General features: G+C 71.4%; 14 protein-coding genes. 10 read left to right on the forward strand and 4 right to left on the reverse strand.

Features of this window, described 5'->3' with window-relative positions; all coding sequences use genetic code 11:
• Nucleotides 1-60: 60 nt before the first annotated feature.
• A complete protein-coding gene (locus PS271_RS12720; protein ID WP_398382029.1) occupies nucleotides 61-1,875 on the reverse strand; it encodes an ATP-binding SpoIIE family protein phosphatase in 1,815 nt (604 codons plus the stop codon).
• A 266-nt stretch (nucleotides 1,876-2,141) separates the two neighbouring features.
• Entirely contained in the window at nucleotides 2,142-3,488 is a 1,347-nt protein-coding gene (locus tag PS271_RS12725) for an NAD(P)/FAD-dependent oxidoreductase (RefSeq protein WP_398382030.1), read from the reverse strand.
• 363 nt (nucleotides 3,489-3,851) lie between these two features.
• Here PS271_RS12725 and PS271_RS12730 point away from each other — a divergent pair, with 363 nt between their 5' ends.
• Complete coding sequence (locus PS271_RS12730) at nucleotides 3,852-4,586, forward strand: TetR/AcrR family transcriptional regulator (RefSeq protein ID WP_398382031.1); 735 nt, start codon at nucleotides 3,852-3,854, stop codon at nucleotides 4,584-4,586.
• Nucleotides 4,587-4,889: 303 nt separating this feature from the next.
• The gene (locus PS271_RS12735; protein WP_398382032.1) at nucleotides 4,890-6,896 is read left to right on the forward strand and encodes a sigma-70 family RNA polymerase sigma factor; all 2,007 of its coding nucleotides are present in this window, start codon (nucleotides 4,890-4,892) and stop codon (nucleotides 6,894-6,896) included.
• 69 nt (nucleotides 6,897-6,965) lie between these two features.
• On the opposite strand, the gene PS271_RS12740 is transcribed toward PS271_RS12735, so the two are convergent.
• The gene (locus PS271_RS12740) at nucleotides 6,966-9,122 is read right to left on the reverse strand and encodes an asparagine synthase-related protein (RefSeq protein WP_398382033.1); all 2,157 of its coding nucleotides are present in this window, start codon (nucleotides 9,120-9,122) and stop codon (nucleotides 6,966-6,968) included.
• Between the two features lie 810 nt (nucleotides 9,123-9,932).
• Here PS271_RS12740 and PS271_RS12745 point away from each other — a divergent pair.
• The 4 genes from PS271_RS12745 (at nucleotide 9,933) to PS271_RS12760 (ending at nucleotide 15,448) form a co-directional block, all read left to right on the forward strand.
• Nucleotides 9,933-11,381, forward strand: a complete 1,449-nt coding sequence (locus PS271_RS12745) for an NsdA family TPR-like regulatory protein (protein ID WP_120759832.1) — start codon at nucleotides 9,933-9,935, stop codon at nucleotides 11,379-11,381.
• A gap of 366 nt (nucleotides 11,382-11,747) precedes the next feature.
• Entirely contained in the window at nucleotides 11,748-12,962 is a 1,215-nt protein-coding gene (gene lhgO / locus PS271_RS12750) for an L-2-hydroxyglutarate oxidase (RefSeq protein ID WP_398386825.1), read from the forward strand.
• Between the two features lie 57 nt (nucleotides 12,963-13,019).
• The gene (gene trmB, locus PS271_RS12755) at nucleotides 13,020-13,958 is read left to right on the forward strand and encodes a tRNA (guanosine(46)-N7)-methyltransferase TrmB (RefSeq protein WP_398382034.1); all 939 of its coding nucleotides are present in this window, start codon (nucleotides 13,020-13,022) and stop codon (nucleotides 13,956-13,958) included.
• 116 nt (nucleotides 13,959-14,074) lie between these two features.
• Nucleotides 14,075-15,448, forward strand: coding sequence for a PrsW family glutamic-type intramembrane protease (locus PS271_RS12760; RefSeq protein ID WP_398382035.1), 1,374 nt, complete (start codon nucleotides 14,075-14,077; stop codon nucleotides 15,446-15,448).
• 36 nt (nucleotides 15,449-15,484) lie between these two features.
• Here the strand turns inward: PS271_RS12760 and PS271_RS12765 are convergent, their stop codons facing one another.
• On the reverse strand, nucleotides 15,485-16,708 hold the full coding sequence (locus tag PS271_RS12765) for a DNA cytosine methyltransferase (RefSeq protein ID WP_398382036.1): 1,224 nt from the start codon (nucleotides 16,706-16,708) through the stop codon (nucleotides 15,485-15,487).
• Between the two features lie 85 nt (nucleotides 16,709-16,793).
• On the opposite strand from PS271_RS12765, the gene PS271_RS12770 reads away from it, so the two are divergent.
• From PS271_RS12770 to PS271_RS12785, 4 genes are all read left to right on the forward strand, one after another.
• Nucleotides 16,794-17,273: a very short patch repair endonuclease gene (locus tag PS271_RS12770; protein ID WP_398386826.1), complete on the forward strand. Its 480-nt coding sequence runs from the start codon at nucleotides 16,794-16,796 to the stop codon at nucleotides 17,271-17,273.
• Nucleotides 17,274-17,419: 146 nt separating this feature from the next.
• A complete protein-coding gene (locus tag PS271_RS12775; RefSeq protein ID WP_398382037.1) occupies nucleotides 17,420-18,958 on the forward strand; it encodes an ATP-binding protein in 1,539 nt (512 codons plus the stop codon).
• 154 nt (nucleotides 18,959-19,112) lie between these two features.
• Nucleotides 19,113-19,928 (forward strand): PD-(D/E)XK motif protein, encoded by an 816-nt coding sequence (locus PS271_RS12780; RefSeq protein ID WP_398386827.1) that lies wholly within the window; start codon nucleotides 19,113-19,115, stop codon nucleotides 19,926-19,928.
• 46 nt (nucleotides 19,929-19,974) lie between these two features.
• Complete coding sequence (locus tag PS271_RS12785) at nucleotides 19,975-22,944, forward strand: Z1 domain-containing protein (RefSeq protein ID WP_398382038.1); 2,970 nt, start codon at nucleotides 19,975-19,977, stop codon at nucleotides 22,942-22,944.
• Nucleotides 22,945-22,953 lie beyond the last annotated feature (9 nt).

A 22,953-nucleotide genomic window follows, 5' to 3' on the forward strand; every position in this document is an offset into this window, starting at 1 on the left:
ATGCATATAAGAGGAGTAAGAGGAGAGGGAGGGCGCCCCGGGCGCCCTCCCTCTCTTTCGTCACCCGTGCCCCGCCGGCAAGGCGAACTCGCACCAGACGGCCTTCCCGCCGCCGGGTGTGCGCCGTGAGCCCCAGGACGAGGCGATCGTGGCGATGATCGAGATGCCGCGCCCCGCCTCGTCGGCCGGCTCGGCGCGGCGGCGCCGCGGGAGGTGGTCGTCGCCGTCGGTGACCTCGATGATCAGCCGGCGGTCGGTGCGGCGCAGGCGCAGCCGCATGGGTGGGGTGCCGTGCTGGAGGGAATTGGCGACGAGCTCGCTCGCGGCGAGGACACCCAGGTCCCGCAGTTCGGTCGGGAAGCGCCAGCTGACGAGGACGCCCGAGGCGAAGGCGCGGGCCCGGGGTGCGGCCTCGATGCCGCCGAGGAGCTCCAGGGCGGCGTTGTGGAAGAGCTCGGCGTCGTGGCCGGTGCGCGCGGGGTGCTGGAGGACGAGGACGGCGACGTCGTCGTCGTGGTCGGCGGTCACGCCGAGGGCGCGGATCAGGCGGTCGCACATGACCTGGGGTGATCCGGTGGCGCCGGCGAACGCGCGCTCCAGGGCGGCAACGCCTTCGTCGATGTCCTCGGTGCGGCGTTCGACGAGGCCGTCCGTGTAGAGCACGGCGCTGGAGCCGGGGCCCAGCGGCATGGTGCCGGAGGTGTGCATCCAGCCGCCGGTGCCGAGCGGCGGGCCGGTGGGTTCTGCGGCGCGGCGGACGGTGCCGTCGGGGTCGCGGACGAGGATCGGGAGGTGGCCTGCGGAGGCGTAGACCAGGCGGCCCTCGTTGGGGTCGTGGACGGCGTAGATGCAGGTGGCGATCTGCGTCGCGTCGATCTCGCCGGCGAGGCCGTCGAGGAGCTGGAGGACCTCGTGGGGCGGCAGGTCGAGGCGGGCGTAGGCGCGTACGGCGGTGCGGAGCTGGCCCATGACGGCGGCGGCGCGCACGCCGCGGCCCATGACGTCGCCGATGACGAGGGCGGTGCGGCCGGCGCCGAGGGTGATGACGTCGTACCAGTCACCGCCTACGGCGGTGTCCTTTCCGCCGGGCTGGTAGGTGGCGGCGACGCGCAGGTCGTCGGGCTGTTCGAGCTCTTGCGGGAGGAGGCTGCGCTGGAGGGTGACGGCGGCCTCGCGCTGGCGGCGCTCGCTGGCGCGCAGTCGCTCGGCGGCTTCGACCTGGTCGGTGACGTCCGCGGCGAAGACGAGGACGCCGGGCTGCCCGGCCTCGGGGGAGCCGACTTCGATCGGGGAGCAGGTGAACGTGTAGTAGCCGCTGCGGGGGCGGCTTTCGGCGTCGGCGGCCGCGGGGGCGGGCGCCTGGTGGGGGACGTCGGCCACGGGGGTGCCGTCACCCGGGGCGGGCGACGCGGGGCGGGGTGCGGCGATGTTCGTCGCGGCGTTGACGTCCGCGGTGACGCGGCGGGACTTGACCGTACGGGGCCGGCGGCTGCGCAGGACCTGGTCCATGAGGGGGAGCAGCCCGAGCTCGGTGAGCTCGGGGAGGGCCTCGCGGGCGGAGGCGCCGGGGGTGCGCGGGCCGAAGAGGGCGGCGTAGGCGTCGTTCACGTAGGCGATGCGGTGCTCGGGGCCGTAGACGACGGCGACGAGGGCCGGGACCTTGCCGAGCGTGTCGTGGACGGAGAGGCCGTCGAGGGTGGGGACGGGGCCGTCCGGTGCGGGGGCCGCGGGCGGGGTGGCCTCCGCGCGGGCGGCGGGCACGGAGCCGCCGGCCGCGGGCGGTACGGGGGCGGCGGTGCGGTCCTTGCGGTCGGCGCGCGCCGCGGCTCGGCGCTGTGTGCCGGGGAGCCGGGCGCTCCAGCGGGTGAAGTTCACAGAGGATTACCTCGCGGAGTCGTTCCGGACCAGCTCGGCGACGTGGCGTGGCCGATCCGCGTGCCCGGCGCGGGGCCGCGGTTGGCGGTGCGGGGGACTGCCCCCGGGGGAATGCAGCAAACGTCCGAATCCTCGTGATTGTTACTCTTCGCAGGTACGAGCCCACCCATGGTCACACGACCAGTGTGGCCGACCGGACTGACATCCGTCAGGCGTCGGCCTCTCCGGGGGAGTTCCCGGCTCCGTCACAGGGCCCATGACCTGCTTCAACTCGCTTCCGGGTGACGTCCCGTGTCTGCGGCGAGTTCGAATTCGGCCCGGGGGTTTTCGAGCGAGCCGAGGGAGACGATCTCGCGTTTGAAGAGGCCCGTGAGGGTCCACTCGGCGAGGACGCGGGCCTTGCGGTTGAAGGTGGGGATCCGGCTGAGGTGGTAGGCCCGGTGCATGAACCAGGCGGGGTAGCCCTTGAGCTTCCTGCCGTAGACGTGGGCGACGCCCTTGTGGAGGCCCAGGGAGGCCACGGAGCCGACGTACTTGTGCCGGTAGTCCTTGAGGGGCTTGCCGCGCAGGGAGGCGAGCACGTTCTGGGCGAGGACCTTGGCCTGGCGGACGGCGTGCTGGGCGTTGGGCGCGCACACGGCGTCGGGGGCGTCCGAGGTGAGGTCGGGAACGGCTGCCGCGTCGCCGGCGCCCCAGGCGTGCTCGACGCCGTCCACGGTGAGGGCCGCGGTGCACTTGAGGCGGCCGTGGCTGTTGAGGGGGAGGTCGGTGGCGGCGAGCACGGGGTGGGCCTTGACCCCCGCGGTCCAGACGAGGGTGCGCGTGGGGAAGCGTGAGCCGTCGCTGAGGACGGCGACGCGGTCCGTGCAGGAGTCCAGGCGGGTGTCCAGGCGGACGTCGATGTTGCGCCCGCGCAGCTCGCGCAGGGCGTAGCGGCCCATCTCCTCCCCCACTTCGGGGAGGATCCGGCCGGTGGCTTCGACGAGGACGAACCGCAGGTCCTCGGGTTCGAGGTTGTGGTAGTACCGGGCGGCGTAGCGGGCCATGTCCTCGAGTTCGGCGAGTGCCTCCACTCCCGCGTAGCCGCCGCCGACGAAGACGAAGGTCAGGGCCGCGTCGCGGACGGCGGGGTCGCGGGTGGAGGAGGCGATGTCCATCTGTTCGAGCACGTGGTTGCGCAGGCCGATGGCCTCCTCGACGGTCTTGAAGCCGATGCCGTACTCGGCGAGACCGGGGACGGGCAGCGTGCGCGAGACGGAGCCGGGCGCGAGGATCAGCTCGTCGTAGTGGATCTGGACGGCTCCGGTGCCCTCCTCGTGCGTGGCGAGGGTCTTGATGGCGGCGGAGCGCTTGGCGTGGTCGATGGACTTGACCTCGCCGATGACGACCTGGCACTTGTCGAGCGTGCGGCGCAGGGGGACGACCACGTGGCGCGGGGAGATGGAGCCGGCCGCGGCCTCGGGGAGGAAGGGCTGGTACGTCATGTACGGCTCGGGGTCGATCACGATGACGGTCGCCTCACCGCGCCTGAGCTTCCGCTGTAGTCGCAGGGCGGTGTACATCCCGACGTAGCCGCCGCCGACCACCAGAATGCGCGCCGGTTCCTTCGCCAAGGCCACTCCTCAGTCGTCGAGGTCCGCGAGCACAGCTCCTTCCCCATGACGCACCCCCGGCCGGAGTTTGTCCACAGGCCGTGCGAAATGTATGACCGGCGGCGGAGCTGATCCCTCCACGGGGGGCGCACCGGTTCGAGAGACAGGTGCGCAGGTCAGGAGGGATGCGGCGGGGTTGTGGGGTGGTGCAGAATCGGTGCGGAGGGGGGAAGTACTCCAATCGGGGATGCCCGGTGCGGAACTACCCCTTCTTTCTTGACCTGGGCTCAACTATGTTCGTACTCCGTCGGGGTGTCAGAGACGTGCCCCGGCAGTCAGGGCGGGGAGTCTCCGGGGGGAGACGTCATAACCGGGGGAACACATATGCATATGCAGGGCTCTCATTGGTCCACCGCTGTCGCGCCGTCAGAGGCGGGCGGTGTTCGCAGCACGCCGTTGCGCGTGGACGCCCAGCGCAATCTCGAGCACGTACTGCGTGCGGCCCGCGAGGTCTTCGGCGAGCTGGGCTACGGCGCGCCGATGGAGGACGTGGCGCGCCGCGCCCGCGTCGGCGTGGGGACGGTCTACCGCCGCTTCCCGAGCAAGGACGTCCTCGTGCGGCGGATAGCCGAGGAGGAGACCGCCCGGCTGACCGAGCAGGCGCGCACGGCGCTCGGGCAGGAGGACGAGCCGTGGTCGGCGCTCTCGCGCTTCCTGCGCACGTCGGTGGCGTCCGGCGCGGGCCGGCTGCTGCCGCCGCAGGTGCTGCGGGTCGGCGTCGACGTGGAATCCGAGGAGATCGAGGCGCGCGTGCCGCAGCAGCGGCAGCCGGGTGCCACGGGCGGCCAGCTGCACGAGCTGCGGCTGGTCGAGCAGCGGCCGGCTCCGGTCGCCGAGCGGCACGACGCGGGCGCCGCGGCGCTGCTGGAGGTCGTCGGGCGGCTCGTGGAGCGGGCACGGGCGGCGGGCCAGCTGCGGCCGGACGTGACGGTGGCCGACGTGCTGCTGGTGATAGCGACGGCCGCGCCGTCGCTGCCGGATGCGGTGCAGCAGGCGGCGGCGTCCTCGCGGCTGCTGGACATCCTGCTGGAGGGGCTGCGCTCGCGGCCGACCGAGTAGGTCTCCGGGGGCGCGCTGTTGAGGCTCGCTTCGGCAGCGCGCCCGCGTAGCTCGCTGCGGGCAGCACGCTTGCGCGGCTTGCTCCTCGTAGCTCGCTTCTGTGACGGGCGCGCCCGGTACGGCTCTGCAGGCCGTCCGGGCGCATCCGGAATCCCCTTCCCCGTTCGGGTGACATCCAGTACGTCATGCGGCAGAAGTCGCCCCGGACGAGTGGTTGCTGCCCATCGCGTGCCGGTGACGGCCGTGCGCTGTGCCACGCTGTGCCGGTGTTCGGGTGTACCGGCATGTACAGGGGCCTGCGCTATGGGTGTTGACGGGCAGGAAGAGTCGAGCGGGAACGAGAAGGCGGACAGACCTCCCTCGCCCCGGTCCTCCGGAGAGGGGCGTTCCGAGGCGCCCAGTGTGCCGCGGCAGCGCAGGCGCAAGCACCGCAGGACGGATGCTGCCGCCGAAGCGCCCCTGACGGACAGCCAGCTGGTGGCCCGGATGCGGTCCGGCGAGAGCGATGCGTACGAAGAGCTCTACCGCCGCCACGCCCCCGCGGTCCGTCGCTACGCCCGCAGCTGCTGCCGCGACAACCACACCGCGGACGACCTCACCAATGAGGTCTTCGCGAGCACCCTGCAAGCGGTGCGGGGCGGCGCGGGGCCGGAGTCGTCGGTGCGTGCCTATCTGCTCACCACGGTGCGGCGGGTCGCGGCCTCGTGGGGCAAGAGCGCCAAGCGGGAGCAGCTCGTCGAGGACTTCGCGGAGTTCGCCTCGTCGGCCGAGCGGCTGCCGGCCGGTCCGGGGGTCGGGGAGACGCTCGGCCAGGGCGCGGATGTGCTGGCCATGCAGGAGGCCGAGCACTCCCTGGCCGTGAAGGCGTTCCGCAGTCTGCCGCCGCGGTGGCAGACGGTGCTGTGGCACACCACGGTCGAGGAGGAGTCGCCGAGCGAGGTCGCGCCGCTGCTGGGGCTGACGGCCAATGCGACGGCGGTGCTCGCGCACCGGGCTCGCGAGGGGCTCAAGCAGGCGTATCTCCAGGCCCATGTGAGCTCGTCGCTGACAGCGGGCGGCGACTGCGCGCGCTATGCGGACCGGCTCGGCGCGTATGCCCGGGGCGGGCTGCGGATGCGGGCCGAGCGGGGCCTGCGCAGGCACCTGGAGAGCTGCGCCCGGTGCCGTACGGCGGCGCTGGAGGTCGCGGATGTCAATGAGCGGCTGCGGGCGCTGCTGCCGGTGGCGGTCATCGGCTGGTTCGCCGCAGGGTTCTCGGCCAAGGCGGCCGCGGGCCTGGCAGGGGCGGCGGCCGGGGCCGGTACGGCGGCGGGAGCGGGTGTCGCTGCTGCGAGCGGTGGGACTGGCGGGGCTGCTGGTTCCGGGGCGGGGGCCGGTGGTGCGTCCGGCGGGAGTGCGGGCGGTGGGGCCGGGGGCTCCGGCAGCAGTGCTGCGAGTCATGGCCTGGGGGCGCCCGCGAAGATCGGCATCATCGGCGGTGTGGTGGCCGCGGCCGGAGCGGCCGTCGCGTACGCCCTGATCGGCTCGTCCGCGCCGGCCCCGGCGCCGCAGGCCGAGGCGTCCAAGGCTCCGGTGGCGCCCGTGGCGACGCCCCGGCCGACGCCCGTGCCGCAGCGGAGCCACTCCCCCGGCCCGTCGCCGACGCCCACTCCGGTTCCCTCGGTGCCGGCGCCCCGGGCGAAGGCGCCCGTCGTGGCGCCCACCCGTCCCGCCGCCGCGGCATCCGCGGTCCCCGTCCGCGCCGCTTTGCCCAAGCCGCGGCCGAAGCCGTCGCCGCCTCCCGCGCCGCCCGTCCACCGGCCGGCGCCCTCGCCGTCCCCGTCTCCGTCCCCCTCGCCGTCGCCTTCGCCCACCCCGACGCCGCCGCCCCGGCCGCCCGCCGTCTACCAGCTCGCCCAGCTCTCGTACGCGGGCGCCGGCGACGGTACGAAGCCGGAGGTGCGGCTGGGCGCGCACAGCTGGCTGTGGCAGCGGTACGGCCTGCGGGTCGGCGGCGCCACGTACGGGCACGGCGTGAGCGTGCACGCGCCCTCGGCCGTCACCATCGAGCTGAACCGGCCCTGTACGGCCTTCAGCGCCCTCGTGGGCGTCGACGACATGTCGATGGGGCTCGGTGCCGCGCAGTTCTCCGTCTACGGCGACGGCGTGCCCCTGTGGCGTTCCGGTGTGGTGCGGGGCGGGGAGCCGGCGGTGCCGGTGTACGTGCCGCTCTCCGGCCACCGCACGATCCGGCTCATGGTGCAGCCGCGGCGCGGCATGGGGTGGACGGCGGTGTCGGACTGGGCACGGTCGTGGATCTCCTGCGGGTGACCGGCCCCTTCGCGTGAGGCGGCTTCGCGTGAGGCGGCTTCGGCGCCGCCGGGCGCAACGCGCCCTCCCTCACAGGGGCGGGCCGGGTGTCACGCCGCCCGCCACCGCCCGCTGGCGCGGTGCCGCCGAGCCGGTCCAGCACGTGCCGCGCCGGGCCAGCAGGCGCCGCAGCCACACCTCGGTGGAGACGAGCTCCGCGAGGCCGTCCAGAGGCAGTGCACGGCCGTTCGCGGCCCCGTGCAGGGCCGCCCGAACGACGCGGGCCTCCACGAGTCCGGCGTCGGCGAGCAGCGGGGCCTCGAAGAGCTCCAGCAGCGGGCCGGCGGAGGCCCGCAGGCCCGCCCGTACGGCTGCCGCGTGCGCTGCGTGCGACGTGGCGCCCCAGCCCGGGGGCAGGTCGCGCACGCCCGCCCCGGCGAGGACGGCGCGCAGGACCGCGGCGCGCGCTCCCGGCTGCACTCGGAGCGCCTCGGGGAGCGAGCGGCAGGCCCGTACGACTTCGTTGTCGAGGAAGGGGGCGTGGAGGCGCTGACTGCGGACCTCTGCGGCCTGTTCGAGGATGCGGTGGTCGGCGGCGTGCCGGGCGAGGGCGGCGGCCGCGCGGCGCTCCCCGGGGCGTTGCGCGAGGCCTTGGGGGCGGACGGCCGCGGCCTGGAGACGAACCGATACTTCGGCCAGAGCTTCACCCGTGAGCCAGCGGGCGGCGGGCCCGGGCCGGCACCACGTGAGGGCGGCGAGGGACGCGTCGACGGCCCCGCCCACGCCGGCCGGGAGGGCCGGGTCCGGGGTGTCGTCCACGACGGGGAAGGCCGTGGCCCGTAGCTGCCCGGCGGCCGCTTCGAGGCCTTCCCGGTAGGACGTACGGGCCAGCCGCCGGGCCGCCCGGTAGACGGTGAAGGGGATGACGAGGGCCTGTGCGGAGGCCCGGTCGGCGCGGGCGAGCGCCGAGACGGGCCGCAGCAGGTGGCGCCGGCGGCGGTCCATCAGAAGATCGGCGAGGCGCGCCGGGTGGGCGTCGAGGACCTGGCGGGCGCCGTGCCCGACGAGGTGGTCCGCGCCGCCTGCGGCGAGGCGGTGACGGTGGCGTTCGGCGGTGATGAGGGAGGGGCCCGGTTCGTCGGTCAGGGGGCCGCCGGCGAGGTCCGCGTAGGGCAGGGCTTCCTCGCCCGCGGCGACGACGATGTGGCGCAGCCGGGGGTTGGCGGCGATGGCGTGGGCCCGTTCGAGTTCGGCCTGGCGGACGCGGCTGTCGTCGGTGACGAGGTCGTTGAAGGTGACGGCGAGCAGCCGTCCGCCCCCGCCGGCGCCGTGGCCCAGGGGGGTGCCGGGCAGGCCCGGCAGTCCGGCGGCGAGCAGCGCCAGGGTGGCGGAGGCGCTGCCTCCGGAGAGATCGGCGCCGACGCCGGGGGCGGGACCGCCGCGGGCGGCGCGGCGGTGGGCGGGCCCCATGCCGGGCACGGGGCCGGGGTCGAGGCCGCCGAAGCCGGGGTCGGGTGCGTGCCGCGGGGCGGCGAGGCGGGTGCGCACGGCTTCGACGAGGGCGTTCCTTATGTCCTCGACGGCCTTGTCGGGCGGCAGTTGGGCGGCGGAGACGGCGAGCGACGCCGTCGGTTCGTAGCCGGTGATGTCGCGGGCGCCGTCGCGCAGGACGAGGGCGTGCCCGGGCGGCACCCGTCGTACGCCCTTGTAGGGGGTGCCGTCGGCGAGAGCTTCCGGGGAGTCGGGGCAGGCGAGGAGGGCGGCGAGATGGCCGATGTCGAGCTGGGCCTCGATGAGGTCGGCGAGGGGCAGGGCGGCGGTGGCGTAGGCGGTGCCGCCGGCCCAGGCGGTGTGGAAGACGGGCCGGGCGCCGGCCAGGTCGCCTACGACGGTGGTGCGGCGGCCCACTTGGGCGACGGCGGTGTAGCTGCCGGGCCAGGCGGTGAGGTGGCGCAGAGCGCCGCCGCGGGCGGCGACGAGCCCGGTGCGCAGCTGCTCGTCGCCGGCGCCGCAGCGGCCGAGGACGGCGAGGCGGGTGAGGGGGTCGAGCTGGACGACGCGGACCTCGTCGGGGCGCCAGTCACCGACGGCCCACAGGGGGGCCGGGTCGCCCCACAGGAGCTGGGCGCCGACGGGGTGGACGGTCGGGGCGTCGAAGTCATCGTGATGGCCGTAGGCGCCGGAGGACGCGGCACGTTGGCGCACGGTCCCCGAGGGGGTGCTGCTCCACCCCACCACCCAGCGCATGACGCCTCCACAGGCTGTGGACAACCGACGTGGACAACGAACCTGGACAACGAACGTTAACGACGAACGCTCACGACGAACGTTCGCAACGAACGTTTACGACGAACGTGGCAACTGACCGAGCACCGCGACACATCATGCACAGGAGTCCGCCGTTTGCCACAACGAGACCAACACGAAAGAGGCAGCACACCGGCCGCGCCTTCCACCCCAACTCGCGTCATTGCGGAGCGAAATGGCGCGCCGTCACGCCGTACTCAGCCGACTGTGCGTACGCAACCGCCATGCTGTCACGTACGGAGGGGCGAGTGGCCCCCGCGCGCGTGCGACGCGCCAAGGACGTACCCCCGAAGGGCAGTAGGGCGCCAGCGGGCGACCGCCCGGGCGGCCAGGCGCAGCGTTCCGGACGGCGCTATCCGGCCAAACTCGGGGCGGTGCGGCCGCGGGGGCGCACTCGCCCGGTGCTTCGACCCACGCGTCACGGTCCGGGAGGCGGTCAGCCGCCTCCCGGACCGGTCCGCCGCCCGCGGGGAATGAGGCGGCGGCTTCCCCCAGCCCACTGGATCCAGTGCAGCGGGCCAACCCACGCAACTCCCATGGAAGCGCTCCCTTGATGGCGCGGACAGAGCGCACGGCGGGCGCACAGCCCCACACAACCGGAGCACGTGCCCCTCGGTGCACGTCCGCACGGACCAGAATCTCGCCATCCGGGACACCACCTCTTAACGGTCGGGATGCGGGGAACTACGCTGGGTTTACGAATGCCCCGCGCCTATGCCGGGGCGGGCGTCGCGTCGTCGAGGGGTGCGCATGTCCAGGGAGCCACGCGGGCCGAACGAGAAGCTCGGCACCGTCCTCGCCCTCGCCGGGATCAGCAACGCCGGTCTCGCGCGCAGGGTCAACGACCTCGGTGCGCAGCGCGGATTGACGCTTCGCTATGACAAGACGTCCGTCGCGCGCTGGGTCTCGAAGGGCATGGTGCCCCAGGGAGCGGCGCCCCATCTGATCGCCGCGGCGATCGCCGGCAAGCTCGGCCGGCCCGTCCCGCTGCACGAGATCGGCCTCGCGGACGCGGATCCGGCTCCCGAGGTCGGGCTCTCCTTTCCGCGCGATGTCGGCCAGGCCGTGCGCTCCGCCACGGAGCTGTACAGGCTGGATCTCGCCGGTCGCCGTGGGGGTGGTGGCATCTGGCAGAGCCTGGCCGGATCCTTCTCCGTCAGCGCCTACGCGACGCCCGCCTCCCGGTGGCTGATAACGCCCGCCGACAGCTCGGTCGCGCGCGAGGCCCACACGGCGGCCGGCGAGGCCGAGGGCGGGGGCGGCCCGGACGGCGCTATACCGCAGCGCGTGGGCCACAGTGACGTCAGCAAGCTGCGGGAGGCCGCGGAGGACGCGCGCCGCTGGGACTCCAAGTACGGCGGGGGCGACTGGCGTTCGTCGATGGTCCCCGAGTGCCTGCGGGTCGACGCGGCGCCCCTGCTGCTCGGTTCGTACAGCGACGAGGTGGGCCGCTCGCTCTTCGGTGCCACCGCGGAGCTGACCCGGCTGGCCGGCTGGATGGCCTTCGACACCGGCCAGCAGGAGGCCGCGCAGCGCTACTACATCCAGGCCCTGCGGCTCGCCCGCGCGGCCGCCGACGTGCCGCTGGGCGGCTACGTACTCGCTTCGATGAGCCTGCAGGCCACGTACCGCGGCTTCGCCGACGAGGGCGTCGACCTGGCGCAGGCCGCCCTTGAGCGCAATCGCGGCCTGGCCACCGCCCGCACCATGAGCTTCTTCCGCTTGGTGGAGGCCAGGGCCCAGGCCAAGGCCGGGGACGCACCCGCGTGCGGTGCCGCGCTGAAGGCCGCCGAGGGCTGGCTGGAGCGGGCCCGTACGGGCGATCCGGACCCGTCCTGGCTCGACTTCTACAGCCACGAGCGGTTCGCGGCGGATGCGGCCGAGTGCTACCGCGACCTGCGCATGCCCCGGCAGGTGCAGCGCTTCACGGAGCAGGCGCTGGCCCGCCCGACGGAGGAGTTCGTCCGCTCGCACGGGCTGCGGCTCGTGGTGTCCGCCGTCGCCGAGCTGGAGTCCGGCAATCTGGACGCGGCCTGCGCGGCCGGCACGCGGGCCGTGGAGGTCGCGGGCCGGATCTCCTCGGCGCGCACCACGGAGTACGTCCGCGATCTGCTGCACCGGCTGGAGCCGTACGGGGACGAGCCGCGGGTGATGGAGCTGCGGGAGAGGGCGCGGCCGCTGCTGGTGTCGCTGGCGTGAGGGTGCTGTCGCCGGTGTGAGGGCGGTGCCGGCGCGGTGTGAGAGCGGTGCCGCTGGTGCGAGGGCGGTGCCGCTGGTGCGAGGGCGGCGGTGTCGGCGTGAGGGCGGCGGTGTCGGCGTGAGGGCGGCGGTGTCGGCTTTATCCGCGTTATCGGCGCCAGGGATGGCTTCGGCACGAGCGTGTGATCGCTTCGTGTGATCACTTCTTTTCGCGTTCCCCCTGTGTGAGCTTTCCCGATCCCCTCTCTGACCTGGGTTTCGACCGGATGTCAGTGGCGCAGGTCATGATGGGGGACGTGGGTGAGGCGCCGAGGGGTCCCGGATGCCCGGTCGCGGGTGTGCCGGCAGGCGCGGGGAGGTGACGTGGTGAGGGCGTACGACTGCGATGTGCTGGTGGTCGGCGGCGGCATCGTAGGCCTGTCGACGGCTTACGCGATCACGCGCGCCCGGCCGGGTACGCGCGTCGTGGTGCTGGAGAAGGAGCCCGGTCCCGCGCTGCACCAGACCGGGCGCAACAGCGGGGTGATCCACAGCGGGATCTACTACCGCCCGGGATCGTTCAAGGCGCGGTTCGCGGTGCGGGGCGCGGCGGAGATGGTGAAGTTCTGCGCCGAGCACGGCCTGCCGCACGAGGTCAGCGGCAAGCTGATCGTGGCCACGGACCAGGCGGAGCTGCCGCGGCTGCACGCCCTCGTCCAGCGCGGCCGGGAGAACGGCGTGCCGGTGCGCGAGCTCGGCCCCGCCCAGATAGCCGAGTACGAGCCGCACGTCCGCGGCACGGGGGCCATCCACGTCGGCTCGACGGGCGTGTGCGACTACGGCGCGGTGGCGCGCTGCCTGGCCCGTCTGGCGGAGGACGCGGAGGCCTCCGTGCGGTACGGGGCGGAGGCGCGCGTGATCGGGCGGCGCGGTGCGGCGGTCGCGGTGCGCACGGGGCTCGGCGAGGTGCTGCGCGCCCGCGCGCTGGTCAACTGCGCGGGGCTGCACAGCGACCGCGTCGCGCGGCTCGCGGGCGACGACCCCGGCGTGCGGATCGTCCCCTTCCGCGGGGAGTACTTCGAGCTGGTCCCGGAGCGTGCGGAGCTGGTGCGCGGCCTGGTCTATCCGGTGCCGGATCCGGCGTTCCCGTTCCTGGGCGTCCACCTCACGCGGGGCATCGACGGCACGGTCCACCTGGGGCCGAACGCGGTCCCGGCACTCGCCCGCGAGGGCTACGGACGGCTGACGGTGCGCCCCGGCGAGCTGGCGGGGACGGTGGGCTGGCCCGGCTCCTGGCAGCTCGCCCGGCGCCACTGGCGCTACGGCGCCGGGGAGGTGCGGCGCTCGCTGTCCAAGCGCGCCTTCACGGAGGCGGCGCGCCGCCTGCTGCCGGAGGTGACGGCGGAGGACCTGATACCGGCCCCGTCGGGGGTGCGGGCGCAGGCGGTGCTGCGGGACGGCACGCTCGTGGACGACTTCCTGTTCGCGGAGTCGCCGCGGATGGTGCACGTGCTGAACGCGCCCTCCCCGGCGGCTACGGCCGCGCTGCCCATCGGGCGGGAGGTGGCGCGGCGGGCCCTGCGGGCGATGGACACCATCTGACCTGCGGAAATCTAGAACCTCGGGCTAGTTTCCGGACGCCCGTAGAATTGAAGAACTGTGTCCGAGAACCACGCTTCCCCCTCAGCCCCCGCGACCGTCGGCGAGCAGGCCGGCGCTCCGGCCGCCGAGGCGACCACCGCTTCTGCCGCCGAAGCGACCAGCGCTTCTCCGGCCGCCGCCGCTTCTTCGGCTCCTGCTTCCTCGGCTTCTGCTTCCTCGGCCGCTGCTTCCTCGGCCGCTGCGCAGCAGACCCGTGGCCGTCGCGAGCCGATGTTCCCCGACGGTCCGGCGCCGGACCCGGCGGGCTCGCACCACGAGCGGCGCATCCGCTCGTTCCAGCCGCGCCGCAGCCGGGTCACGACCGGCCAGGGCGAGGCCCTGCGCCGCCTGTGGCCCCAGTGGGGCCTCGACATCGACGGCCTGAGCAAGCTGGACCTCGGCGAGCTCTTCGGCGACCCCGAGCTGCCCGTCGTGCTGGAGATCGGCTTCGGCATGGGCGAGGCGACGGCCAAGATGGCGGCGGCCGACCCGGGCACGGGCATCCTCGCCTGCGACGTGCACACCCCCGGCCAGGGCAATCTCCTCGGCCTGGCCGAGCGGAACGGCCTGAACAACATCCGGGTCGCCAACGGCGACGCGATCATCCTGCTCCGCGAGATGCTCGTCCCGGACTCCCTCGCGGGCCTGCGCGTCTACTTCCCGGACCCGTGGCCCAAGAAGCGGCACCACAAGCGCCGGCTGATCCAGCCGGAGTTCCTGGCGCTGGCGGCCACGCGCATGGCCCCGGGCGCGCTGCTGCACTGTGCGACGGACTGGGAGCCGTACGCGGAGCAGATGCTGGAGGTGCTCTCCGCGGCGCCGGACTTCGAGAACACCCAGCCCGACGGCGGCTTCGCGCCCCGCCCGGACTTCCGTCCGCTGACCCGGTTCGAGGGGCAGGGGCTGGACAAGGGTCACGTGGTCCACGACCTGCTGTTCCGCCGCAAGGCGCACTGAGCCCTGCCGCCCTGACGCGCGTCGGCAGGTGGCGGGGCGGGAGGGCCGGACCCGGCCCGGACTATCGGCCCCGGAATTTCGGGGTCGCTCCGGCGTCCCTTGGTTAGGGTCGTCGGGTGCATGAGTCCCCACCCCACCAGCAGCCTGCGGCCGGGCCGGTGCCCGCCTCCGGTCAGCAGCCGAACTTCCCCGCGATGCCCGCCCCCGCGGGCTGGCGCTACAAACCGCGCCGCGCCCTGTGGGACAACAAGGCGGTACGCGCCGGCGCGCTGATCCTGCTCCTGGCCCTGTGCGGCCTGGTGATCCTCGCCCTGGTGCGGGAGCAGACCGGCACCGAGGGGTTCCTGGTGGGGCTCGGCCTCGCCGTCCTGCCCGTGCCGCTGCTGGTGGCGGCGTTCCGCTGGATGGACCGCGTCGAGCCGAAGCCCTGGAAGAACCTGGTCTTCGCCTTCTCGTGGGGCGCGTGCGCGGCCACACTGATGGCCATCATCGCCAACGGCTACGCCACCGAGTGGCTGCTCAGCTCCGTCGACCTCGCGCAGCGCCCGGAGGCCGACAAGTGGGGGGCGACGTTCGTCGCGCCCGTGGTGGAGGAGACGGGCAAGGCGGCCGCGGTGCTGCTGCTCTACCTCTTCCGGCGCCGGGACTTCAACAACACCGTCGACGGCGTGGTGATCGCGGGCATCACGGCCACGGGCTTCGCGTTCACCGAGAACATCCTCTACCTGGGCAACGCCTTCGCCACCGACCTGAGCTTCGGCCACAACGGCGTGCCGGCGGCCACAGCGGCCACGTTCTTCATGCGCGTCCTGATGTCGCCGTTCGCCCACCCGCTCTTCACCACGATGACGGGCCTCGGCTTCGGCATCGCGGCGACCCTGGCCCCGCGCCGCAAGGTGCTCCGCGTCCTCGTCCCCTTCGCGGGCCTGCTCACCGCGATGGTCCTGCACTCGGTGTGGAACGGCTCGGCCAGCCTGTCGCCCCTGGCCTTCCTCGCGGTCTACGCCCTCTTCATGGTGCCCGTCTTCGGCGCCCTGACCTGGCTGGCGATCTGGTCCCGCCAGAACGAGCTGCGCACGATCCGCACTTTCCTCCCGGCCTACCAGATCGCCGGCTGGCTCACCCCGCCCGAGCCCCTCGCCCTCTCCTCGATGCGGGCCCGCGGCATAGCCCGCGACGTGGCCCGCCGCACGGGCGGCCCGGCGGCGGCCCGCACGGTGGCGGAGTACATCTCGTTCGCAACGTCCCTGGCCTTCCTCCGCCAACGCGCCCACAACGGCACGGCGGGCCCGGACTTCACAGCCCGCGAACAGGAACTCCTCCACCACCTCTGGACCCGCAAACACATAGCCCAACCATCCCTGACCCAGGCCTCAGCAACCTTGCCGCGGCCATTCGTGCCGATGCAGCAGGGATGGGCCGCACCCCCGCAGCCGTGGCAGAACGTGCAGGCTCCCGGGCCTTGGCAAGGCCCGGGACCGACCCGTTAGCAGCCTCTTCGACAGCGCAGGGCCCGATCACCTTGCTCAGGCATTCGGGCCTGCGTGCTCGGGCTCCGCCTCCGGGGACGCAGGCTGCCCCGACTCCGTAGGCGCGGAACCCGCGGGGCGATGCTTCGCGGCCGGTGCAACGCGCCCGGTATCCCGTCGCGCAGCCGGAATCACGACGCGCATGTTGTTCAACGCAGAGCTCGGTCGATCGTCCGGACGGAGAACTGCCGCGATCGCCCTTCCCACTGCCTCTGCGACCGGCGGCGGAAAGGCGTTGCCTATCTGGCGGTACCGGGCCGTCTTCCCGCCTTCGAAGTGCCAGTGCCGCGGGAATCCCTGGATGATGGCAGCCTGCTCAACCGTGAGCATCGGGCCGTTCTCCCTGAAGAGATCGCGCTCAGGAACGCACGCGTCCGGGTCGTTGGCCACGCCCATCGCATCGACGCCGAGTGCGGCCCACGCAGCCTTGGCCCGGCTAGGACCAAGATCGGCTCCGCCGTGCTTCTTGGACCCTCCGACGAGCGTCGGCGCCTCAGTGCCACGCTCCGTGGCCTTGCCCAGCCACTTGTCAAAGACAGCCTGTCCTCTGGCCCCATGGGGCTCGCATCGCTCGCGCATGGTTTCTTCGAGAGCGTCCGCCACCGTGGAGATGCTGTCGTCACCCACAGGCCACTCGAACTTCACGTCAGCAGTGAGCTCCTTGGCGATCATGACGAGGATCGCCCGGGGCCTGAGCTGCGGAACTCCGTAGCGACAGGCCTCGATCAGTTCCCAGCCGCAGAAGTCGTAGCCGTACCCCTCCAGCTCTGCGACGATCCGATCGCGGTAGTCCTCGAACTTCGTCTCCAGGATCCCCTTGACGTTCTCGATCATCACCGCCTTCGGGCGGAGCTGATCTACCAGCTCAAGCATCCTGGGAAAGAGGTCCCGCTCATCCTCCTCCCCCAGCTGCTTACCGGCGGTGGAGAACGGCGGACAGGGCACCCCGCCGGCGAGCAGGTCCAACTCGCCGGGCTTCAGACCGAACTTCGCGAGCTGCGCATGGGCGAAGGGGTCGATGTCCTTCAGATCCCCCTCGACGACTTCGCAACCTGCCCACTCCGGGTGATCCCGCACGTTGGCACGCAGCGTCTTGCATGCCGACTTGTCGATCTCCAGGAGCGCGAGGTGCCGGAATCCTGCGGCGTGCAGACCCAGCGCCTGTCCACCGGCGCCGGCGCAGATCTCGATCGACGTGAGCCCTCCGTCGCTGAAGCTCATGGTCCCCCCTCATTGCGATGTGAACAGACGCCTCAGTCTCACACGCGGGAGTGACATATCGAACTAGTGTTTTAAAATGGTGGTCATGGGCCTCAGAAGGGCACCCCGACGGGCCCCCGTTCCGGGGCAGAATGGAAGCGTGCCCGTCATTCCCCCCTCGCTTCGCAAGTCAGCCGAGATGAGTCGCCAGGCGAGTCGGAACACGACTCCGGAGATGGCGGTACGGCGCCTCCTCTACAGCACAGGGCATCGCTACCGACTCCACCACAAGGTGCCGGGCATGCCACGGCGCAGCATCGACATCGCCTTTCCCGGCATCAAAGTCGCTGTCTTCCTCGACGGCTGCTTCTGGCACGGCTGCCCGCAGCACGCCACCAGTCCGAAAGCCAACGCCGACTGGTGGCGACAGAAGCTGGACCGGAACATCGCCCGGGACCGCGAGACCAACGAGCGCCTGATCGAGGCAGGTTGGACGGTATTGCGCTTCTGGGAACACCAGGACCCCGCAGCCGTGGCCGCCGACGTGGCCGCAGCCGTCGCCGTGGCAAAGGCCTCCCGCCGCTGACCTGTGGCCTCGCAATGCACTCCGGACCGATCGGATGTGCACGGATCGGGCTTCATCGTCAGTTGTGTGTACTACGGTCACTATTGGTCGCACAAATTCTGTCACCGCACTTAACAGTGCCGACAACTTGGATGCCAAGGCTGAACATGACCGACTGGAAGTTCGACGTCCCCACCGCAGGGAGCAAGCACCTGCCGCCCGACCCCCGTTACGTCGAGGCCCTGAGCAGCCAGGGGTACGGGTTCGAGGTCGCCATAGCCGACCTCGTCGACAACTCCATCGATGCCGGTGCGAAGGACGTGGTCATCCACTTCCTCCGGGACGGCGACCGCCTGGTCTCGCTTCTCGTGGTCGATGACGGCCACGGCATGGACGAGGAAGCCCTGGACGTCGCCATGACGGTCGGCGGCCGCCGGGACTACGCGTCGGGCGCCCTGGGCATGTTCGGCACAGGGCTCAAATCCGCCTCGCTGTCGCACGCCGATGCCGTCACCGTCGTGAGCACCACCAAACGGACCCGCACGGTGGGCCGTCGCTGGCGGATGGAGAACGCGCGGGCGGATTTCCAGTGCGACATCGTTGATCCCTCGTACGCGCAGAGCCTGATCGACCGGTACGACAACAATCGTCCTATTCAGTGGCAGGGCACCGTCGTCCGATGGGACGGGGTCAAGGACTTCCCGAAGCACGGCGGGAGCGGTCAGACGGATCGCTATCTCCAGCGGACGATCAATAAGCTGGGACTCCACCTCGGCCTGTACCTGCACCGCTTCCTGGCCCGCGACGACTTCAACATCACGATCGCCGTCGAGGACGTACGTACGCGGACCGTGTACCTGGACTTCGGCGTCGAGCCTCTCGACCCCTTCGGCTATCCGGTATCGGGCAGCGTGGACTATCCGCGTCGATTCACCACGACTGTTCCGGGAGCGGCGATCGACGTCTCCCTCGCGGCCCACATCTGGCCGCCCAAGTCGAACCTCGACGAGTACCGGGCAGTGGGCACGGTGATCGACCGTCAGGGGTTCTACTTCTACCGCAATGACCGTCTGGTGCAGGCAGGAGGTTGGAACAACCTCCGCCTGCCCGAGCAGCACCTCTCGCTCGCCCGGGTCGCCGTCGACCTGCCCCCGGCGCCGAACGACGTCTTCCGACTCACGGTCAAGAAATCCGGGGTCGACACCTCCCCCGAATTCGTCGAAGCACTGGAAAAGGCCACCGATGTACGCGGACGGCCGTTCACCCAGTACCTCACGGATGCGGACAACGTCTACCGGGAAGCCCGGAAGCGCTCCGGCACCGAGCGCAAGCCCGTGATCGGCCCGGGACGAGGCCTCGCGCCCGAAGTACGGTCCACCATCGAGGAGGAGCTCCCCCTCCTCCCCCTGGAAGAGCCGATCTCGATGCTGTGGCAGAAGCTCGACACGGACCTCTTCTTCGAACTGGATCGGGAGAACCGTCTCGTCATCCTCAACCAACACTACCGTCGGGCGATCCTGGGCGGCCGGGACGGCAGCCTCAACGATGCCCCGCTCCTGAAGTCCCTGATGTACCTGATGCTGCACCGGGTGTTCGAGAAGGAGTACAGCGGCTCCCGCGAGAAGGACAACCTGCAGCTGTGGCAGTCGATCCTGGTGTCGGCCGCTCGCAGTGAGCTCGACCGGGTGACCGACCATGACAGCTGACAGTCGAGCGTCCTGGTCCGAGGTCGAGGAGTACCTGGAATCGGGCCTCAGTGTCTCCTTCCCGTTGGCCGCACCCGGATCACCACGCGTGGACTACGTGGTCTCAGACGACCGGGATATAGCGCTTCACCTCCAGCTGAGCCCGCGGCAGCGGGTGCCCAGGTCCCCGCACCCTCTGATACGCGTGGAGGAAATAGCCCATCAGGGCCTCCGCATGGCACGGCTGCGGACGACCCAACGAAACCTGCTGCGCGACTTCCACGATCTCCTGTGCGCAGTCGCCGACCGTGTGACCGTGGAGCACCGGACTCCCGAGCAGGCCTTCGGCGAGACGGTGCGCGCCTGGCGTGCGCTGCTCGAAAAACCGCGTGAGCTCTCTATGGAACGGCGCATAGGTCTGATGGGCGAACTGACCGTCCTGAGCAGCTTGGCCGCGGCCCACGGCTGGGCCACTGCCGTCGAGTCGTGGAAGGGCCCGCTCGGCGAGGAACACGACTTCAGTACCGAGGCGTACGACATAGAGGTGAAAACCACCTCCGCTGAGGAGCGTCGCCACTCTGTGCACGGGTTCGGCCAGCTGACGCCGTCGCCCGGTCGCCCTCTGTGGTTCGTCTCGGTGCAGATGACGCGAGGAGGTGCGGCAGGGCGGACCCTCACCCAGTGCGTCGAGTCCGTCCGGAGCGAGGTGGCCGATCAGGCCCCCACTGCCCTGGACCGCCTCAACGCCCTTCTCGACGGCGTCGCGCTGCCGCGCTGCCAGGACGAGGAGCGGTGGAGGATACGCACGGTTCCACTCGTCCTGGAGACCGACGATTGCTTCCCGTCCCTGGACCGCTCCGTCCTCGCCGGCCTCCCGAAGGAGGCCGCCGAGCGGATCAAGAGCATCGCCTACGACATCGACCTCACCGGGCTGGAGCCGTCGTCGGGTCCGCCGGAGGCCCTGTGCGGTCCGTTCCGCCTTCCCCAGTGATCGAACAGCACCCTTCCGTCCTGCAGCAGAGCCGAGGAACGACCACATGACTTCCACCGACCACGACAAGGCCCTCCTGAAGGTGCATCGGAGTGCCCTGGAGGGCATGCCGGCCGGCAGCCCCATGTCCCTGTCCGCGATCGTCACCTTTCACGCGGGTGCACAGGGCATAGCCCTCGACACCTCGGAGGCGGTGTTCAGGGACGCCATCACCCGTGACAGCGAGGAGTCCCGTGCGCTGCTGAAGCTGTGGCGCAAGCAGCTCACCCAGTGGGATCGTGCGGACGAAGGCACCGGAACCTGGTGCGCGGGCAGTGAAGCCCGGACCGAGGAGCGTCGGACCACGGTTTTTGATCTGCTCGGGTTGGAGACCGCGACACGCAAACTCCTCGACGCCGAGATCCCCGTCAGCACACACGCGGGTCCTGTCGTCATAAGCCAGGAGTACACGCCGTGGCGCGGCCTCGGCACTCCGCGGGGGGTCGATTGGTACTGGCCCGCGTACGAACGCTATCTCCGGGAGGTCAAGGGTTGGTCGGACGAGACGGTGGCGGATCTGAGCGAAGCCGCCGAGCGCGTCGTAGAACGGCTGGCGGACCCCACGTCGCCCGAGGCCTACCAGGCGAAGGGGCTGGTCGTCGGATACGTCCAGTCCGGCAAGACCGCCAACTTCACGGGCGTCATCGCCAAGGCTGTCGACGCCGGCTACCGCCTGGTCATCGTGCTCGGCGGCACGCTGAACCTCCTGCGCGGTCAGACTCAGCGGCGACTCGACATGGAACTCGTCGGCCGGGAGAACATTCTGCGCGGGACGGTCGAGACCGAGTCGGACTACGCCGATGACCGTGACTGGCTGCGCGGCCGCTTCATCAAGCACGGCGGCCTGCCCTCCGAACTCGGCGCCTTCGACATCGAGCGCCTCACCACGCGGGAGAACGACTACAAGTCCCTGGCTCAAGGAATTCGCGCCCTGGAGATCGAGAAGCGCGAGAAGTCGCTCCCGTTGCACGACCCGCGCAACCTGGACCACGCCGCGGCTCGCCTCATGGTCGTCAAAAAGAACAAGACGGTGCTGAGCAAGCTGGTCAAGGATCTGAAGAAGATCAGCGGACTGCTCGGCGAGATTCCCACCCTGATCATCGACGACGAGTCCGACGAGGCGTCGGTCAACACCGTCAACCCGCGCAGCAGCAGTGCGGAACGCACCGCGATCAATGAGAAGCTCTCGGAACTGCTGAGGCTGCTGCCCAGGGCCCAGTACGTGGGCTACACCGCGACCCCGTTCGCCAACGTGTTCATCGACCCGAGCGACACCGAGGACATTTTCCCGAAGGACTTCCTGATCTCGCTCCCCCGTCCGAAGGGGTACATGGGTGTCCAGGACTTCCACGACCTGGACGGGCAGGTCCCGGAGGAGGAACGGACGTTCGCCGATTCCAACGAACTGGCGTACATCCGCTCCGTCGACGCCGCCGAGGAGGAGGACGACGATCTGTCGCTCCGGCAGGCCATGGACATGTTCGTCCTCACCGCCGCGGTAAAGATCTACCGAGAAGCCGAGGACCCGCTGGTTCCGTCGAACTTCTACCGGCACCACACCATGCTGGTGCACGAGTCACGCCTCACGGCGGATCACCGCGAACTCAAAGGCCGCATCCTCAGGCTGTGGGACGAGTCCGGCTACACCAGTGCGGCCGGGCACGACCGCTTGCGCAAGCTGTTCGAGTCCGATCTGCTTCCGGTGTCGCGTGCGCGAGCGGGCGACTACGCCGTCCCGGAGACCTTCGAGGCTCTCGGTTCGCACATCGGTGCCGCCGTGACCCGCATCGGCGGTGACCTCGCCCCGGTCATCGTCGTCAACGGCGACAAGGACATCGAGAGTGGCGAGGCGGACTTCGAGCGCCGGTCCATCTGGAAGATCCTTCTGGGTGGACAGAAGCTGTCCCGCGGATTCACCGTGGAGGGGCTGACCATCTCGTACTACCGCCGACGGGCAGGCAATGCCTCCAGCATGATGCAGATGGGGCGCTGGTTCGGCTTCCGGGACGGCTACCGCGACCTGGTCCGTCTGTGGATCGGCCGCAATGAGACGGCAGGGAGCAAGGAGCTCGACCTCTACGAAGGTTTCGAAGCCATCTGCCAGGACGAGGAGTCCTTCCGAGCCCAGCTCGCCCAGTACTCGGTCCTGATCGACGGACGTCCTCAGGTCACACCGGCGCAGGTCCCGCCGCTCGTTTCCCAGCACCTGCCCTGGCTGAAGCCGACCAGCCGGAACAAGATGTACAACGCCCGCCTCGTCGAACTGAGGTCGCCGGGCGAGTGGCAGGAGCCCACGGCCTTCCCCGTACAGCCGGCCGCGCTCCGCCACAATGTCGATCTCTGGTTGCCGATCCTGGAACAGCTGCCGAGCATCAGGACCACGTTCAGCCACCGGTTCGAGGGCGCTGTCAGGCCGCACCGCTTCGAGGCGTTCGCGGGCACCGTCCCTGCCGCGGCCGTGCTCGACGTCCTGTCCTCCCTGAAGTGGCACTCCGGCGAACAGTTCGCGCCGCACCTGACCTACCTGGAAGAGATCACCGAACAGGCCGGGCAGATCGACGACTGGCTCGTGGTCGCCCCTCAGCACTCCACCCGGCGACAGGAGATCCTCCTGGGGGACTCCGGCCGGTCCTTCTCCTGGTTCGGAGTCGAGAGACGCCGCGACCCTCTGTTCGGAGCGGTCAGCAACCCCCGGCACCGCGCCGCGCTGCTCAGGGTGGCGGGGACACTGCCGTCCTGCGGGGATGCGGCCACGGAGAGCTATGCGCGGGAGCGTCGAGGCGCTTTGGCTCTCTACCCGATCGTCGAGAAACGCAACTCCGGCTCGATCGCCCCGGACGGACGGATCGAGCCCGGCAAGGTCGTCATGGCCTTCTCCTTCGTCGCCCCGTCGGCGGCTCGCGGCCGAGGCAATCAGGTAATCCGCTTCACCACGATCGACTCCTCCCGCGAGAACGAGGCGATCATCTCCCAGTGAGCCGTTCCA

This window comes from Streptomyces sp. SCA2-17 (assembly GCF_044336695.1).

What these genes read in the sequence shown, in the direction of transcription:
- PS271_RS12730 (WP_398382031.1), top strand. Translation starts at nt 3,852, where the DNA reads ATGCATATGCAGGGCTCTCATTGGTCCACCGCTGTCGCGCCGTCAGAG.
- PS271_RS12735 (WP_398382032.1), top strand. Translation starts at nt 4,890, where the DNA reads ATGGGTGTTGACGGGCAGGAAGAGTCGAGCGGGAACGAGAAGGCGGAC.
- PS271_RS12740 (WP_398382033.1), bottom strand. Translation starts at nt 9,122, where the DNA reads ATGCGCTGGGTGGTGGGGTGGAGCAGCACCCCCTCGGGGACCGTGCGC.
- PS271_RS12745 (WP_120759832.1), top strand. Translation starts at nt 9,933, where the DNA reads ATGTCCAGGGAGCCACGCGGGCCGAACGAGAAGCTCGGCACCGTCCTC.
- PS271_RS12765 (WP_398382036.1), bottom strand. Translation starts at nt 16,708, where the DNA reads ATGAGCTTCAGCGACGGAGGGCTCACGTCGATCGAGATCTGCGCCGGC.
- PS271_RS12770 (WP_398386826.1), top strand. Translation starts at nt 16,794, where the DNA reads ATGGGCCTCAGAAGGGCACCCCGACGGGCCCCCGTTCCGGGGCAGAAT.
- PS271_RS12775 (WP_398382037.1), top strand. Translation starts at nt 17,420, where the DNA reads ATGACCGACTGGAAGTTCGACGTCCCCACCGCAGGGAGCAAGCACCTG.
- PS271_RS12785 (WP_398382038.1), top strand. Translation starts at nt 19,975, where the DNA reads ATGACTTCCACCGACCACGACAAGGCCCTCCTGAAGGTGCATCGGAGT.